Here is a 16,676-nt window from a genome sequence, read left to right as displayed (position 1 = left end):
ATGGCGGCCCTGTCCAAGACTCAGCGGCGCAAGCGGCGCCTCGGCATTCTGGGCGACGTGTACGCCATCCTCATCTACACCGTGCTCTACATCCCCGTGGCGGTGATGATGGTCTTCTCCTTCAACGACCAGAAGTACAACTTCTACTGGAACGGCTTCACCACCCAGTGGTACGGCAAGCTGCTGGAGAACGACGCCCTCATCGGCAGCCTGTGGTACTCCCTGGTCATCGCGGTGCTGGCCACGGTGATCTCGGTGGTCATCGGCACCCTGGGCGCCCTGGGCCTGAAGCGGTACGAGTTCAGGGGCAAGCGCTTCATCAACAGCATGCTCTACGTGCCCATCATCGTGCCCGAGATCGTGCTGGCCGTGGCCCTGCTCATCATCTTCATGAACGTGGGCCTGTCCCTTGGGCTGGGATCCATCCTGGTGGGCCACTGTACCTTCTGCATCCCCTACGCGGTGGTCACCATTAAGGGACGCATCAGCGGCGACGGCTACGAACTGGAGGAGGCCTCCATGGATCTGGGGGCTAACCGCATCCAGACCTTCCTGCGGGTCACCCTGCCCAGCATGGTGCCCGGCATCATGTCCGCCGCCTTCCTGTCCTTCACCCTGTCCATCGACGACGTGGTCATGAGCAACATGCTCTCCGGCGCCCGCAACTCCACCCTGCCGGTGCTGATCCTGTCCATGAACCGCACCGGCGTCACCCCCGACGTCAACGCCCTGACCACCATCATGATCCTGGTGATCGTGGCCGCCATGCTGCTGAGCAACGGCGTCAAGGCCCTGCTCCGCAGGAGGGAGAAGGCGGCCGCCCGGTAACGGCCCACCCCGCCGCGGGAGGACGCGGCGGATACGGCATAGAAGCAGTCTCAACCAAACATCACAAGGAGGCAGACAAATGAAACGGTTTCTTGCACTGATCCTGGCCCTGACCATGGCTCTGGCCCTGGCCGCCTGCGGCGGCGGCAACGAGCCCGCCGCCGAGCCCCCCTCCGGGGAGACCCCCGCCGCCGAGACCCCCACCGGCGAGGAGACCGCCAGCACCGAGCTGAACATCTACATGTGGCAGCAGTACATCTCCGACCAGGTGGTCTCCGACTTTGAGGAGGCCAACAACTGCACCGTCAACATCTCCTACATGAGCGACAACGCCGACGCCGTCACCCGGCTCACCTCCGGCGGCGGCGACCAGTACGACCTGATCATGACCTGCGACGCCTACATGGAGTCCCTGATCGCCGGCGGCTACGTGGAGGAGCTGGACCTGTCCCGCATCCCCAACTCCTCCAACATCAACCCCGCCTACTGGTCCTCCCCTAACCACAGCATCCCCTACCTGGGCAACTACATCTATGTGGTGTACAACACCGAGACCTGCCCCATCGAGATCACCTGCTACAACGACCTGATCGACCCCGCCCTGAAGGGGCAGATCACCTCCATCGACGGCGCCCGCAACCTGTTCCCCATGGCCCTGGTGGCCCTGGGCTACGACCCCAACTCCGAGAACGAGGAGGAGCTGGCCGAGGCCTATGAGTGGCTGGTGAAGTACAACGACAACGTGGTGGCCTACGGCAACGCCGAGCAGAACCTGACCAACGGCACCGCCAGCGTGGCCTTCACCTATGATGGCAACGCCTCCTGGGCCTTTGCCGAGACCGGCGGCGCGGACAGCCCCCTGACTGTGGCCCCCTTCACCGACGACGCGGTGCAGCTGGGCTTTGACATGTATGTTATCCCCACCGGCGCCAAGCACACCGACCTGGCATATAAGTTCCTGGACTATATCTGCGACCCCGAGGTCATGGCCCAGAACCTGGAGGAATTCCCCTACTTCTGCCCCAACGACGCCGCTGTGGCCGCCGCCCCCGAGTCCTACCGCAACGACCCCTCCAAGGATTTCGATTACAAAGAGAATGTGTTCTTCCAGGAGGATGTGGGCGAGGCCCTGACCATCTACAACGACTACTATCAGATGCTGAAGGTCGGCGAGTAAACCGCCAGCCGAGGAGGACTCTATGCTGAAATTTGACGAGGAAAAACAGATTGCCAGCGTACAGGGGGCCTTGGCCCTGCGGCAGCGGATCGAGGCCATTGTGGACGAGATCTGTGAGAAGGGGTTCCGCAACCTATGCTGGCTGGGCATCGGGGGCACCTGGGCCTCCTGCCTCCAGGCCGAGGTCCACATGAAGGAGCGCTCCGACCTGGAGCTCTTTGTGGAGAACGCGGCGGAGTACCTGACCACCGGCAGCCGGCGGGTGGGGGATGGAACCATTGTAGTGATCTCCTCCGTCACCGGCAGCACCGAGGAGATGGTGCGGGGCGTGGAGAAAGTCAAGGCCGCCGGTGCCAGGGTGCTGGGTTTTATCGACGTGGAGACCGCCCAGCTGGCTGGAATGGTGGACTGGGAGATCGCTTACCCCGCCAATGAGCAGCTGAAGTTCTTCATGGTGGCCGACCGGTTTATGTACAACCGGGGGGAGTTCCCGGAGTACGACGAGTACTACGCCCAACTGGATGCCCATCTGGCCCGGGATCTGGTGGAAGTGGAGAAGGCCGCCGACGCCTTCGGCCTGGAGTTCGCCCAGAAGCACCACGATGACAGGCTCCACTACTTCGTGGGCGCTGGCAACCAGTACGGTTCCACCTACTCCTACGCCATGTGTTACTGGGAGGAGCAGCACTGGATCCGCACCAAGAGCATCCACGCCGCCGAGTTCTTCCACGGCATGCTGGAAATCGTGGATCGGGACACCCCGGTGACCGTGTTTGTGGGAGAGGATGCCCAGCGGCCCCTCGGCGAGCGGGTGGTGAAGTTCCTGCCCCGCGTGTGTGCCAACTATACCGTCATCGACTCCAGGGACTACGCTCTGCCCGGTATCGACGACAAGTATCGGGGAAACCTGTCCCATCTGGTGACCCACGCCGTCACCCAGCGCATTGACGCTCACATGGAGGCCATCAACTGCCATCCTATGGAGATCCGGCGCTACTACCGGCGGCTGGATTACTGAGTCACGCCATCAAAGGGCGGCCCCGAACAGCCTTCGGGGCCGCCCTTTTCGGGAGGACGAAATGGAACTGGGTATGTTTACCAGCGGCTATCAGCGCTATCCCCTGGAGCGGGCCTTTTCCGATGCCGGGCGGCTGGGGTATGACTATATCGAGCTTTGGGGAGGCCGCCCCCACGCCTTCGCCCCGGATCTCCGGCTGGGCGGTGTGGCAGAAATCCGGTCTATGGTGGAAAAATACCAGATGCCTGTATACGTCTACACGCCGGAACACAACGCCTACCCCTACAACTATATGGCCGGAGGACGCGCCCAGTGGGAGGACAGCATGGAATATTTGGAGCTGTGTCTGGAGATGGGGAAGGCCCTAGGGGCTGAGTACACCCTCATCTCCGTGGGCCACGGGGGATATAGCGTGCCCCGGCGGGCGCTGTGGGCCCGGCTGGTGGAGAGCCTGCGCCGTTTGGCGGACAGAGCGGAGGCACTGGATCATAAAATTCTGCTGGAGAGCCTTACCCCATGGGAGAGTAACCTGTGCACCACCGCCGGGGAGCTGGCTCAGGCCCTGGAGGAGGTAGATTCTCCCTGCTTGCTGGGCATGTGCGACGTGGTGCCCCCAGCGGCAGCGGGGGAGCCAGTGGAAAACTATCTGGATCTTCTGGGGAAGAAGCTGGCCCATCTGCACCTGGTGGACTCCGATGGGCACAGCGACGATCATCTGATCCCCGGCGATGGGATCCTGCCTCTGCCGGAGCTTCTGAGGGAACTGGCAGAGCGGGGCTACCAGGGGAAGGCCACCATCGAGCTGGTCACCGCCTACCTGTCCGAGCCCGCCCTCTATGCCCGCCGGGCCCTGGAGCGGGTGCGGGCCATGGAGACGGAAAATCTGCGAAAAACGCGCACAAGCGCTGGGAGGAAGCTATGAAGGACGACATCAGGCTGGCCGCCGTGGGGGACAACTGCATCGACCTATACGACCAGACGGGGGACGCCTACCCCGGCGGAAACCCGGTGAATGTTGCGGTATACACCGTGCGGCTGGGGGGTAGCGCCTCCTATACCGGCGTGGTGGGGGATGACAAATATGGCAGACTCATGCGGCAGGCTGTGGCGGCCAAAGGGGTGGACGTATCCCACCTGCACACCGAGCCCGGCTCCACCGCCCTGTCCCACGTGACGGTCGTAAACGGAGACCGGGTGTTCGGTGACTACGAGGAGGGGGTGATGGAGAACTTCCGCCTGACGGAGGAGGACGTGGACTTCCTCTGTGGCCACGACTTGGTGGTGTCCGGTTTGTGGGGCCGGGTGGAGGGCGACCTGCCCCGGTTGAAGACCCGGGGGGTACCGGTGGCCTTCGACTGCGCCAACCGGCCGGAGGACCCGGCGGCGGAAAAGGCCTTGCCCTGGGTGGACTACGCCTTTTTCTCCAACGACTCCGCCGGAGACAGGGAGTTGGAGGACATCCTCCGCGCCATCCACACCAAGGGACCGGAGCTCGTAGTGGCCACCCGGGGAGAGCGGGGCAGCCTGGCCTTTGACGGGAGCCGGTTTTACCGGGGGGGCATCGTGCCCTGCACGGTGGTGGACACCATGGGCGCCGGAGACAGCTTCATTGCCGGCTTCCTCTACGGCCTTATGCGGGGGGAGGACATCCCAGCCTGCATGGCCCTGGGGGCCGAAAACAGTAGCGTCACCCTGGGCTATGCCGGGGCATGGTAAGGCAAGCAGAGCACCTGGCTTGCCGTAAGCGGCCGCCAAACGCCTTTTGCGGGCGTGGCCCGCACCCACTCTCCGGGAAGGGGCAGACGCCCACAGGAAGACCCCTGTCACGGCCGTGTGGGCCCTGTGTGCCGGTTTCGGAGCGGATGGAGGCGGGTGCCCCTGTCGAGGGTATTTGGACAGCGTTGGGCCGTGTGTGGGGCGGTGGCTGTCTTGGACAAGTCATGACGCGGTGATCCTGACCATCCAGAACATTCAATTCCAACAGAAGAACGCCTCCGGGAAGCCCTGTTTGGGCCCTCTGGGGGCGTTCGATTTTCGTACTAGGATAAAGGTAGGTGGTCGCAAGCGTCCACCTACCGGCCACAAAGCCCCGCGGTGCGGGGCTTTTCCGGCTTTCGCGGAAGGTGCACCTTTTCACCACAGACAGCGGTTTTAGGTGGTCGTCAATTTGAGAAATCCAGTGTTTTCAGCTGGTTCCGGCCTTTTTAACCGACGCTGTGGGGGCGTTTGGGCTAGGAGCACCCTTCCCTGCATAGGATACGCAAATCCTGCGCCGCATAAAACAAAGAAAAGGCAAATGATAATGTTCTGTTAACTCTGCACCGTTGGCATGGCTATTTCTCCCCTTCTGCGGTATGCTGTGTTGCTGCAAAGGAGGTAATAAGCCATGGCAAAACGAAGGGCCAACGGGGAGGGTAACCTCCGCAAGCGGAAAGATGGCCGATGGGAAGGACGATATACCGCCGGCCGCGATCCGGAGACGGGCAAGGCTATCTACAAAAACGTCCTGGGAAAGACCCAGGCGGAGGTCAAGGCTAAGTTGAAGCAGGCAATCGAGGAAGCGAAGGGGCTGGATGCGGCCAAGGTTGGTCGGTACACGGTTGGCCAGTGGATGGAGGTGTGGTTCGAGCACTACGCCAAGGTGAAGGTGCGGCCCTCCTCCCATCAGACCTATCGTGGGTACATCGACAACCACATCAAGCCCAATATTGGAAGAATCCCGCTGGAAAAGCTCACTTCTCCGGAACTACAGAAGTTCTACAAGAAGCTGCTGGCCAACGGTCGCGTAGACCGATTGGAATCCAGGCACCAGGCCAAAGGGCTGAGCCCCAAGACAGTGCGGAACATCCACCAGATCATCTCCTCTGCGATGAGCTTAGCCAAAGAGCAGAAACTAATCGTCGCCAATCCGGCGGAGGGCTGCGCCCTGCCCAGGCTGGAGCACCGGGAGATGAAAACTCTGCCGGTGGAACAGCTACAGTCCTTCCTGAGAGAGGCAAAAGAAAGCGGTGTGTATGAGCTCTACTACCTGGAGCTGGCCACCGGGCTCCGCCGGGGAGAACTTCTCGGCCTCAAATGGGAGGATATTGATTTAGAGCGGGGCGACCTCCGGGTTCGGCGGCAGATTGCCCGAATCAACGGCGAGGTGGTGGATGCGCCACTAAAAACGAAAAATGCCTACCGCACCCTGCCGCTGGCAGAGGATACGGTAAGCATTCTGTTAGAGCAGAAGGAAAAAGTGGGCGGTAGCCCCTGGGTGTTCCCCAGCCCTACCGGCGGTCCAATCTCCCCGGACAGCGTGCTGCACATGCTCCACCGGGTGCTGAAACGGGCGGGGCTGCCTAGGGTTAGGTTCCATGATCTGCGCCACACCTTTGCCACCCTGGCCCTGCAGAACGGGGTGGATGTGAAAACGGTGTCCGGGATGCTGGGGCACTTCTCTGCGGGGTTCACCCTGGACACATACGCCCACGTGACCACGGCATCCCAACGCCAGGCGGCAAAAACCATGGGCAGCGTCCTCTCTGGAACTCTCCAGCCCTGACCGCTCCGAGATCCCGTATGGGTCGCGGTTTGGGTCAGACCAAAACGGCAAAAATAATCAGCCCGAAAAAGTGATGAAAACAAAAGGAAACCCGTCAGAATCCACGAATTCTGACGGGTTTATGGTTGCAGGGGAAGGATTTGAACCTTCGACCTCCGGGTTATGAGCTGCTATCAGAGGTTCAATCCGTTGATTTCCGGCCCTTTCCGGTCCTTTTTGTTCCGGAAATCTTCCAGATCCCGGAGGTCATATGCTCTCCGCTCCGCCGGGATTTTTCCTGTTCTGGGTCAGATTCTGGGTCAAAGTTTTGCCAACCTCAGATTTTGCGTTGCAATAAACAAGAGAATGGCCCGCTTCAGAAGCAGAAACTTCACCATTGGCAGGAGATGATTTGTTGCCGCTAATTCCATTATAGAAAGCAACCATTTGCCCTATCAATGCAACGAAGGGCAAAAAAGAGAGGCCCGGCAGAATTCTATTCTGCCGGGCCTTCTCTGGCTGAAGGGGGAGCATTTTGAATCTTCAGCCGCGGCAGCAGCTGCCTTGAAGCCTTTTGAGGCTCTAATAGCTGCCCTATTGGGGAGGGCGCCTCTGTCAGGGGTTCAGGTTCTTAAAGTAGTGATGCGCCCAGCACTCGGTAACGATCTTCCGGGCGGCAAACAGGGCGGCCAGGGAGGGATCCAGCTTGGGGGCCACCTCCACCACGTCCATGCCGATGATGTTCAGGCCGTCAAAGAGCCCCTTCAGGATGTCCAGCAGCTGCCGGGCGGTGAGGCCGCCGAACTGCGGGGTGCCGGTGCCGGCGGCGTAGGCGGGATCCAGGCAGTCGATATCCAGGGTGATGTAGACCTTGGAGAAGCGTTTCATGTGGCCCACCACCTGCTCCAGCACCGCCGGGACGCCTTGGTGGTCGATCTCCGCGGCGGAGAGGACGTTGACCTTGTTGCTGTGGTAGAAGTCCAGCTCGTCGGACTCGATGGAGCGGATGCCCAGGAAGTAGAGGTGGTCGCTGTCCCCCACGTGGGACAGCTCCGTGGCCCGCCGCTCGGTGGAGCCGTGGGAGAGGGTGTCGCCGTGCATCTCGTGGCAGAGGTCGAAGTGGGCGTCGATGTGGATGATGCCGAAGTCCTCATCCACGGCCCGGTTGATGCCCCGGTGGACGGGGATGGTCACCGAGTGGTCGCCGCCGATCATGGTGAAGAACTTGCCCGCCTTCACGGCCTGGAAGGCCAGCTCCTCCGCCTCGGCGAACATCTCGTCCCGGTCTTTTCCGACGCAGTCCCCCAGATCCTTCACCTTCAGGGGGGAGATGTCCCGGAAGTCCTCGGTAGTGGGAGAGATGGTGTGGGTGATCTTCCGCAGCTCCTGGGGCGCCTCGCAGGTGCCGGAGCGGAAGCTGACCCCTCCATCGTAGGGGATGCCGAAAACAGCGATGTCCGCCTCCTCCAGAGAAAGCTCGGGGTGGTTCAGCCCCGCCCAGATGGCGGGATCGTGGATGACGGAATTTTGCAGCAACATAATGATCGCCTCTTTCTTATTTCTTTAAATATCATTCAGCGCTCCTCGGACAGGGAGGGTTCGCCGGTCTCAGCCAGTTGGGCCTTAGCCTGTGCCCATTCTTCTTTGGTCATTTTTATGATGGTAATGCCGGCATAGGCAAACAAAATGGAAACGATGGGGGTGATCAGGTTGACAAAAGCAAAGGGTACATAGGCAGCACAGCTCACGCCCAGCGTGCTGCTCATATAAGAGCCGCAGGCGTTCCAGGGGAAGAAGCAGGAACTGACCGCACCGCCGTCCTCCAGAGCTCGGGATAGATTCTTTCCCTGCAGGCCCCGCTTTTTGTACTCGTTGGAGTACATGCGGCCAGGGATCATCAGGGACAGATAGACGTCGCCCGTTAGCGCATTGGTGAGGATGCAGGACAGAATAGTGACCAGAACCAGGGAGCCGGTTCCTCTGGCCAGATTCAAAAGTTTGTCGGAGACTACGCGCAAAGAGCCGATCTGCTCCAGACTTCCGCCGAACACCATGGCGCAAATCATCAGGGAGATGGTGTAGAGCATGCCCTGGATCCCGCCTCTGGTGAGCAGGCCGTCGATGAAAGCGTCGCCGGTTTCCACCACCGCGCCGTAATTGATGCACTCGATAATGGTCTGGAAGCTGGCGGAAAAGCCCATCTGCAGCCCGCCCTGGAAAAAGATGAAGAACACGCCGCCCAGGGCAATGCCCCCTGCCAGACCGGGGATGGCAGGTACCCGGAAGACCACCATCAGCACCACCAGGACAGGGGGAAGCAGCAGGATGGGGTTCAGGTCAAAGTTTGCCGCCAGGGTCTGCTGCATGGAATAGATGGTGCTCATGTCCATGCTGTCGCTGGAATACTGCAGACCCAGGAAGAAGTAGATAATCATCGCCAGGATCAGCGCGGGGGCGGATGTGTAAATCATATGGCGGATATGCTCGAACAGGTTGACCTTGGTCACCGCCGAGGTCAGGTTGGTGATGTCGGACAGAGGGGAGAGCCGGTCACCGAAGAAGGAGCCGGAGACCACACTGCCGGCCGTCATGGCTGGGTTGATGCCCAGACCGGCGCCGATTCCCATCAGTGCGATGCCTACAGTGGCCGCTGTGGTCCAGGAACTGCCGCAGGCCACCGAGACGATGCAGCACAGCGCACAGCTGGTAACCAGGAAAAAGGACGGGTTGATGACCTTCAGGCCGTAATAGACCATGGCGGGAACCGTGCCGGAGACAATCCACATGGCCACAAGGCCACCGATCAGCATCAAAATCAGCACCGTTTCAGACACGGAGCTAACGGATTCGATGATCCGGCTCTGGATATCCTTCCACTTGTGGCCGTAGATCAGACCGATAATGACGGATACGACGGTGCTCATCAGGAGTGGCACATGGGGGTCTGCGCCGAACAGCAGAACTGCGCTGCCCATGATCAGCACCAAAGCCAGGATGGGAAGCAGTGCCACCGGGAGGGGTAGGGCTCGGGGTTCTTGAGCGGACTGGTTGGAGTTCATCTTCTTTCACCGTTCCTTTCACAGCATGCTGGATCACCGGAGCCTGACGTCCCTCTCCTGACCTTGCCTATGGGGCTCCCAGCAGATCACTGCCTGGATATTTAGCAAGAGAGATGCCAGGTTTTCAGATGGGCCTGATTTTGTCAGACACCCTTGTGAATAGGGCTGTCCGGCTCAGGCGGCAGTAGATCCAGAACGGCAGAAACAGAAAAAGGCAAGAAAATTTGCGCAAAATTGCAAAAATTCTTGCCTTTCGTTTAGCTGTTCAGATGGTATTTCATCATCTTATACTGCAGGGCCTGGCGGGTCAGCTTCAGCTTCTCCGCCGCCTCCGTAATGGTGCGGCTTTGCTCCAGCGTGCGGACAATCAGGCCCTTCTCATAGCGGCGCACCGCCTCCTGCAGGCCCATGCCGTCCGGCAGGGCCTCCGCCGCCGGTTCCGCCGCCTTTTCCTCCTCGTGGTAAAAGATGTACCGCGGGATGTCACTGAGCTGGATCACAGAGCCGGTGCACAGGTTAAAGGCCGACTCCACCGCGTTTCGCAGCTCCCGCACGTTGCCGGGCCAGTCGTAGGCCAGCAGGGCGTTGCGCACCAGCTCGCTGACCCCTGTGATCGTCCGCTCCATTTTCCGGTTGTACCGCTCCACATAGAAGTCGGTAAGCAGCGGAATGTCCTCCGGCCGCTTCCGCAGGGGCGGCAGGGCCAGCTGCACCACCCCCAGCCGGTAAAACAGATCCCGCCGGAGCAGTCCGTCCCGCACGGCGGTGATGGGATCCACGTTCATGGCGGAGACGATGCGCACATCGCTGTGCACATCCTGCTCTCCGCCCACGGGCCTGAACTTCTTCTCCTCAATGGCCTTCAATATCTTGGCCTGGAGGGAGAGATCCATGGAGTTGACCTCGTCCAGAAAGAGGGTGCCACCGTCGGCCTGCTTGAGCAGGCCCTTCCGGTTTTCCGCGCCGGTATAGCTCCCCCGGGTGGTGCCGAACAGCGTGCTCTCCAGCAGGGTGGTGGGAATGGCCGCGCAGTTCTGGGAGATGAAGGGGCCCTTGGATCTGGTGCTGTGGCTGTGGAGGGCCTGGGCAAAGAGCTCCTTGCCCGTGCCGGTCTCCCCCCAGATCAGCACCGGAGAGGGGTTGGCGGCCACCCGCTGCACGGTGTCCTTCAGGGCCAGCATCTCCGAATTCCGGGTGATGATGTCCTCCAGGCGAAACAGGCCCGTGTGGGAATTGGTCAGCCAGTGGTTCTTCCCGTCCAGCTGGGAGTCCTTGTGATAGAACACCGAGGTCTCCATGGTGCCGATCAGCTCCCCGCCGTCCTCCAGGGGAAAGGTGGAACTGACCAGCATGATCCGTCGGCCGTAGAAGTCCGTCAGCTCCTGCTTTTCATTGAGCACCGGTTTGCCCGTCCGCATCACCCGGAAGTGGCTGGAGGTCTCCTCAGTCAGCTCCGGGTATGCCTCCAGGATGCTTTTCCCGATAAAGCCCTCGTCAATCATGCCATTTTCCCGCTCTGAAAACATAGCGGAATATTCAATTATTCCATGACGATCTGCAATCAGAATGGCGTCCACGCCGTCGTGCAGCCTGGCCATGTAATTGAGCCATTTTCCGATCATGTGCTGCTCACCTCACCGCTATCCAAAGCTAGCGCTTTCCGCACCAGACGTGTCCTGGGTAGATTCCTCTGCGCTGGTTGTGCCCATGGTTTCCTGATCAATATACCATAAAAGCCGCGATTGGACAATTCTCTGGGCAGTACAAGTCAGTCAGACGGGTATTGTACCTGGGAATGGAGCAGCCTCTAAAGCTCGATCACTCACCCTTGGGTGGGGCAAGCAGAGCACCCTGGCTTGCCGCAAGCTACTGCACGGCGCATTTGCGGGCACGGCTCACACCCACTCCAGAAGGAGAGGCAGATAACCACAAGGAAGCTCCCTGTCGCGGCCGTGCCTCCCCTGTGTGCCGGTTTTGGGGGTGGAGGTGAAGGCGGTGCTACTGAAACGGGGATTTCGGCGGCGTTGGGCCGCGTGTGGGGCGGCGGCTGTCCAGGGCAGTCATGACGCGGTAATCCTGACCATCTAGGCCATTCAGTTCCAGAGAAAGAACGCCTCCTAGGGCCCCGATTTTGGGCCCTTTGGGGGCGTTCGATTTTAGTACTAGGATAAAGCCCGGTATCAGCAAATTACAGCTGCCACAGGCTATTTCACAGGACGGTGTGTTAGAAAAGTGTTAGAAACGCAAAAAACAAGTGGTCGAAAAAGTGAAAAAAGTACCGCATTCCAACGGAATGCGGTACTTTTATGTCTTTGGACTCCAATCTGGATATTTGAAGAATGCGAATGTCGGCCTTCTGCTTGGCGGCACTTTTGCACCGTATGAGTGTTTGCCATGGGTTATACCCCAGCGCAGGCTGAATTCATTTTCATCGAGTGCGTTCATTCGCCACATAAAGTATTATCTCTAAAAAAATCTTTATTTTTCCTTGTGGTTTGATTTTTCCCCCGTAAAACCTCTAGCAAATATTTTATAGGCACGGCGATTCCATAGCCTAAATCATCGTAATCTCCAATCTCATCGTCATAGTATGGCGTTTGGCAGGCGATTCCTATAATTGAACCATCTTCATTTATTACGGGCCCGCCGCTGTTCCCACCCCTAATTCTTGCAGTAATAAGCATGAGTTCGGCCCCAGATAAATAGTTGTCTCCGAAAGCCGCAACGGCTCCTTTCGTTGGAGTCAATCTGGATTCAGCCTTGCTTGAAATTGTTCCTTTTTCTGCAGTTAGAAAATCAGTAAATGCAGGAATTTTGGGATAGCCCATTACTAGAACATCTTGTAAAATTGTTCCATCATCAATAAATACCTCTAAATCATCAGATCGACCTACATCGATAAATGCAATGTCAAGATTTGGATTGTTTGGTACAAGAATTTGGCTTTCCCGTAGTTCAGCCGCCGAAAAACCTTTAATCGATAGGTGTTTAGGATCTTCTATGCAGTGCCTCGCTGTAACAATACCGCCATAAAACTTGAAACCCGTGCCTGCAGAGTAATCTCCATTTCCTTTTTCCCATACAAGCGGAATAACTAATTCTTTATAAAAGTAATAAATATATTCGAATCCGTATACTAAAGAATTATAGTAATGGCGCAACTTGTTGTAGTTTCGTTCCCACTCGTGTTTGTTGTGGATAATGAATCCATAATTGTCATCAAAGCCCAGGCCGCTACCTGTTCGCAACGCTGATAGCTTATTCTTTTTGCAAAGTTTTTGACAAATTCTGCTTACTATTTCAGGTTGATATACAAGATCGACTCCGCCACCATTTTTCTTACCATGCATTGTACAAAATTTAAGAATTGACTTCTTATCAATACCGGATTCAATTTTGAAGTAATCAAGAATATCCATTACAAGATTCGGATATTTTCTGTCGTAATCATTAAATTCTTTCATAATGACCTCTCAACTAACTTTCCTCTTTTTCAATGGAATACAAATGACAACGCCTCAATCACTCTACTTGTTCCCTGTATCTACTTGCGCCTCCAGCATTTCGATCCGGTGATCCTGAGTCAGCACCTGCATCTGGCTGATTGCTATGGCATTCAGCCTTGCCAGCCGTTCCGCCTGGGGCATCCCCTCGCCGATAAATACGGCGTTCAGATTTTCCAGATTGGCAAGGCACACGAGCTGAGAAACATTTGCGTGATCCCGGATATTGCCCTTCAGCTCCGGGTGACGATCCCGCCACTCTTGTGCGGTCATGCCAAACAGAGCCATGTTCAAGACATCTGCTTCACTGGCGTAAACGAGGGAAATCTGCTTGGAGGAGAGTTCCGGCGGGATCAGGTTCTCCTTGATGGCGTCGGTATGGATGCGATAATTGATTTTAGCTAGATTGCGCTTGATGTCCCAGCCAAACCGCCGCATCTCTTCTGCCTTGAGCCGCTCAAACTCTTTGACCAGGTATAGTTTGAATTCAACCGAGATCCAGGAGGCAAACTCGAAGGCAATTTCCTTATGGGCATACGTCCCGCCGTAACGGCCAGCCTTGGAAACGATCCCTATCGCGGATGTGGCCTCGATCCATTTCTGCGGAGTCATCACAAAGCTGTTCAGGCCGGCCTGGCTTTTAAACGTATCGAATTCGACACGGTTAAAATTTGGATTGTAGAGAGATTCCCAGACCCCAAGAAACTCTATTGTATTTCGGTTCCGCATCCAGTTCTGGATAATGTATCTGGGGTTATCGCTGTCCTTCACTTTCGCAATATCAGTCAGACTGATATAGTCATCCCGCTCCATATTCCATTGGATACTGACCTCTGTCCCACGGACAACCAGTTTATTCACCTGCTGCTTACCTCCCGTATATCAAATCGTCAATGAACTCCTGAAAGATATCGCCCTCCAGACCGACCACATCCTCCAGCGGGATGCTGGTTCCGTCCAGCAGGACCAGGACCCGCTGGACGGTGTCGAGCTTTTTCAGCCGACCTGTGGTGGTGACGTAGGTCCCGCCGTCCTTCTTTTCGTCCGGCTGGAACCAGGTGACCGTAACCTCCGGCTGCTCCCCGATGTGCGCCAGCAGGACGGCCTGTCTGCGGTCCAACTCCGCCTTGGTATCCTCGTCCAGCTCCATCCGCCGCTTCGTCAGCCGGGCGGTCTCCGCGATGGCGGCCCCGTGGCCGCTCAGGGCGGCGAAGGGGCTGAAAATCGCAGCCCGCTCCCGGATGGGCATCCGGGGATGCCGCTGGGACGTGGGGTGGGGCAGGCCGATGATGTCGTCGTAGCGTCCGCTCATTCGTGGTGTCCTCCTATGGTTTGATTCCGCTCCCGGGCGGTGGCGCCCTCCTCCAGGTCCATGCCCTTGAGGATGGCGTTCTTGCCATATCGCTTCTTGATGCCCAGCATAGCCTCCTGGAGCTTCCGCTCCCTGGCATGGGCGGCCTCGGTCGCCTGTTCCTGTTCTTCCCTGGCGGCGTAGTCGGTGAACAGGTCCAGCTGCTCCGCGGGGCACTGCCGGGCCGCCTCCGCCTCATCCAGCAGCTTGTTGGCGCTGATGCTCAGACGGCGGATCAGCAGGTTTTTGTCCACGATGCGGTCATAGAGCGCCGTCGCCGCACGGAGCAGGTCTGTGCCTGAGGAGGTGTAGGGGAAGTTCTCCGTTCCCACCGCGTGCTTGGGGATCTGCCGCCCATAGTGGTCGGTGGTCACCGGACCGTGGTAGCTCTGGCGGCGGCGCGGGTCGTCCAGGTTCTCCCTGTCGTAGCCCACGGTCAGGACAAACTGGTTGGTCACCAGCCCCTTGTCCACCAGATCCAGGGCCAGGGCGTCCGCCATCTCCCGCACCACCAGCCGGGCCTTGTCGAAGTCATAGGGGTGCTGGAGCACCTGGCCGGAGACGATGCTCTTGTTCTCCGGCCTGTACGCCTTGATGTCCGCGATGGTGCAGGGCTCCCAGCCCCAGGCATGGTCGATAAGGATCTCCGCGTTGACCCCGAACAGCTTATACAGCAGCTCCTCGTTATGGAAGTCCTCCGGCCTGCCGATGGAGCACCGGGCGATGTCGCCCATGGTGTACAGGCCGTGGGCCTCCAGCTTGGCGGCGTATCCCTTTCCCACCCGCCAGAAGTCGGTGAGGGGCTGATGGGTCCACAGGGCCCGGCGGTAGTCCGTTTCGTTCAGCCAGGCGATGCGCACCCCGTACTCGTCGGCGGGGACGTGCTTGGCCCCGATGTCCATGGCCACCTTGGCCAGGTACAGATTGGTGCCCATCCCCGCCGCGGCGGTGATGCCGGTGGTCTGGAGGATATCCAGGATGATGGTGCGGGTCAGCTCCCGGGCGGTCATCTTGTAGGTGTCCAGGTAGTTGGTGACGTCCATGAACACCTCGTCGATGCTGTATGGGAAAATGTCCTCCGGGGCCACGTATTTCAGGTACACCTGGTAGATCCTCGTGCTCCATTCGATATACTTGGCCATCCGGGGCGGAGCCACGATGTAGTCCAGGGCCAGGGAGCGGTTTCTCCGCAGCTCCGGGTCGTGCCAGGAGGAGCCGGTGAACCGATGTTCCGGCGCCCGCTGCTGCCGGCGGGCGTTGACCTCCCGCACCCGCTGGACCACCTCAAAGAGCCGGGCCCTGCCGGAGATGTCATAGGCTTTCAGGGAGGGAGAGACCGCCAGGCAGATGGTCTTGTCCGTCCGGCGCTTGTCCGCCACCACCAGGTTGGTGGTCATGGGATCCAGGCCCCGCTCCACGCATTCCACCGAGGCGTAAAAGCTCTTCAGGTCGCAGCACACATAGCACTCTTCCTTCACGCCCCGGTCACTCCCTTCTCCGCGTTAGTATCTCACACCGCCGGTCCCATTATCGGGACCAGCCCAGCACCTCGTCCAGCTCCTCCTGGGCCGCCTCCGGGAAATGCTCCCGCACCTGCTCATAGACCTGGGCTTTGGACTCCGCCGGATTTGCGCCGTAGGCGGAGGTGACGTGGTCATAGCTCCACAGGGCCTCCGGGGTGGCGTACACCGAGATGGGCCAGCCGTAGGGAAGGCCCTTTTTGTTGACCCGCTGCCGGAAGTTCCGGATGAGCAGATAGCCGCCCATCTGCAGGTCGGTCACCGTCCCCTCGAAGTTCTTCTCCCCGCCCTTGCCAAAGCCGGCCCGGCGCTTGAGCTCAGAGGAGAACCACTCGTCCTGCTCCGAAAAGCAGTCCATGATCCGCTTCTGGCGCATAGAGGCCAGCTCGTCCTCCCAGCGGCTGTCAAAGTCATAGCCGTCCCGCCGCCAGTTGGCAAAGTGGGGGAACCAGGCTTTGGAGATGAACCCGGCCTTGCCGCCGAAGAACTTGCCGTAGGCCACCTTGCCGCTGCGGGCGATCAGCCGCCGCCATTCCCAGGGGTCCTGTTCCTCGTCCCCCGTCCACCAGTAGAGGTCGGAGGTGTTCTCCTCCGCGGAAAAGCCGTCCACCTCGTTCTTGAACAGGGGCAGGAAACCCACCTCGTCAATCCAGCCGATGAGCTCCTCTCAGCTCTGGATGCGGCTGGGGTCGTCCCA

At 59.0% G+C, this 16,676-nt stretch carries 14 protein-coding genes; 6 read left to right on the top strand and 8 right to left on the bottom strand.

The features are described from left to right. From B5E42_RS07185 to B5E42_RS07160, 6 genes are all read left to right on the top strand, one after another. Positions 1-828 (top strand): ABC transporter permease, encoded by an 828-nt coding sequence (locus B5E42_RS07185; protein WP_087238101.1) that lies wholly within the window; start codon positions 1-3, stop codon positions 826-828. Positions 829-907: 79 nt separating this feature from the next. Continuing rightward, positions 908-2,005 (top strand): spermidine/putrescine ABC transporter substrate-binding protein, encoded by a 1,098-nt coding sequence (locus tag B5E42_RS07180; RefSeq protein WP_242967051.1) that lies wholly within the window; start codon positions 908-910, stop codon positions 2,003-2,005. 22 nt (positions 2,006-2,027) lie between these two features. Continuing rightward, a complete protein-coding gene (locus B5E42_RS07175; RefSeq protein ID WP_087238100.1) occupies positions 2,028-3,023 on the top strand; it encodes an SIS domain-containing protein in 996 nt (331 codons plus the stop codon). Positions 3,024-3,084: 61 nt separating this feature from the next. After that, positions 3,085-3,945, top strand: coding sequence for a fructoselysine 3-epimerase (frlC, locus tag B5E42_RS07170; RefSeq protein ID WP_087238098.1), 861 nt, complete (start codon positions 3,085-3,087; stop codon positions 3,943-3,945). After that, positions 3,942-4,739 carry a fructoselysine 6-kinase gene (gene frlD / locus B5E42_RS07165; RefSeq protein ID WP_087238095.1) on the top strand — a complete coding sequence of 266 codons (798 nt, stop codon included), beginning with the start codon at positions 3,942-3,944 and terminating at the stop codon, positions 4,737-4,739. Before frlC ends, frlD begins: the two co-directional genes overlap by 4 nt. Positions 4,740-5,409: 670 nt before the next feature. Then, complete coding sequence (locus B5E42_RS07160) at positions 5,410-6,567, top strand: site-specific integrase (RefSeq protein ID WP_087238093.1); 1,158 nt, start codon at positions 5,410-5,412, stop codon at positions 6,565-6,567. Between the two features lie 594 nt (positions 6,568-7,161). Here B5E42_RS07160 and speB read toward each other — a convergent pair. From speB to B5E42_RS07120, 8 genes are all read right to left on the bottom strand, one after another. Then, positions 7,162-8,085 carry an agmatinase gene (gene speB / locus B5E42_RS07155; protein WP_087238091.1) on the bottom strand — a complete coding sequence of 308 codons (924 nt, stop codon included), beginning with the start codon at positions 8,083-8,085 and terminating at the stop codon, positions 7,162-7,164. Positions 8,086-8,120: 35 nt separating this feature from the next. Further along, complete coding sequence (gene nhaC / locus B5E42_RS07150) at positions 8,121-9,605, bottom strand: Na+/H+ antiporter NhaC (protein WP_087238089.1); 1,485 nt, start codon at positions 9,603-9,605, stop codon at positions 8,121-8,123. Between the two features lie 257 nt (positions 9,606-9,862). Further along, complete coding sequence (locus B5E42_RS07145; RefSeq protein ID WP_087238087.1) at positions 9,863-11,227, bottom strand: sigma 54-interacting transcriptional regulator; 1,365 nt, start codon at positions 11,225-11,227, stop codon at positions 9,863-9,865. An 819-nt stretch (positions 11,228-12,046) separates the two neighbouring features. Then, entirely contained in the window at positions 12,047-13,069 is a 1,023-nt protein-coding gene (locus B5E42_RS07140; RefSeq protein ID WP_087238084.1) for a serine protease, read from the bottom strand. Positions 13,070-13,132: 63 nt separating this feature from the next. Further along, positions 13,133-13,969 (bottom strand): KilA-N domain-containing protein, encoded by an 837-nt coding sequence (locus B5E42_RS07135; protein WP_087238082.1) that lies wholly within the window; start codon positions 13,967-13,969, stop codon positions 13,133-13,135. Positions 13,970-13,976: 7 nt separating this feature from the next. Continuing rightward, positions 13,977-14,420, bottom strand: coding sequence for a hypothetical protein (locus B5E42_RS07130; RefSeq protein WP_087238080.1), 444 nt, complete (start codon positions 14,418-14,420; stop codon positions 13,977-13,979). Continuing rightward, positions 14,417-15,937, bottom strand: coding sequence for a DNA methylase (locus B5E42_RS07125; protein WP_087238078.1), 1,521 nt, complete (start codon positions 15,935-15,937; stop codon positions 14,417-14,419). The genes B5E42_RS07130 and B5E42_RS07125 overlap by 4 nt, the downstream gene beginning before the upstream one ends. A gap of 49 nt (positions 15,938-15,986) precedes the next feature. Continuing rightward, positions 15,987-16,619 (bottom strand): hypothetical protein, encoded by a 633-nt coding sequence (locus B5E42_RS07120; RefSeq protein WP_343214180.1) that lies wholly within the window; start codon positions 16,617-16,619, stop codon positions 15,987-15,989. Positions 16,620-16,676 lie beyond the last annotated feature (57 nt).

It is taken from the genome of Flavonifractor sp. An10, from assembly GCF_002161215.1.
Lineage (GTDB): Bacteria > Bacillota > Clostridia > Oscillospirales > Oscillospiraceae > Flavonifractor > Flavonifractor avistercoris.
Note: the sequence above shows the minus strand (reverse complement) of the source record. Positions and strands in the feature narration are given on the sequence as shown.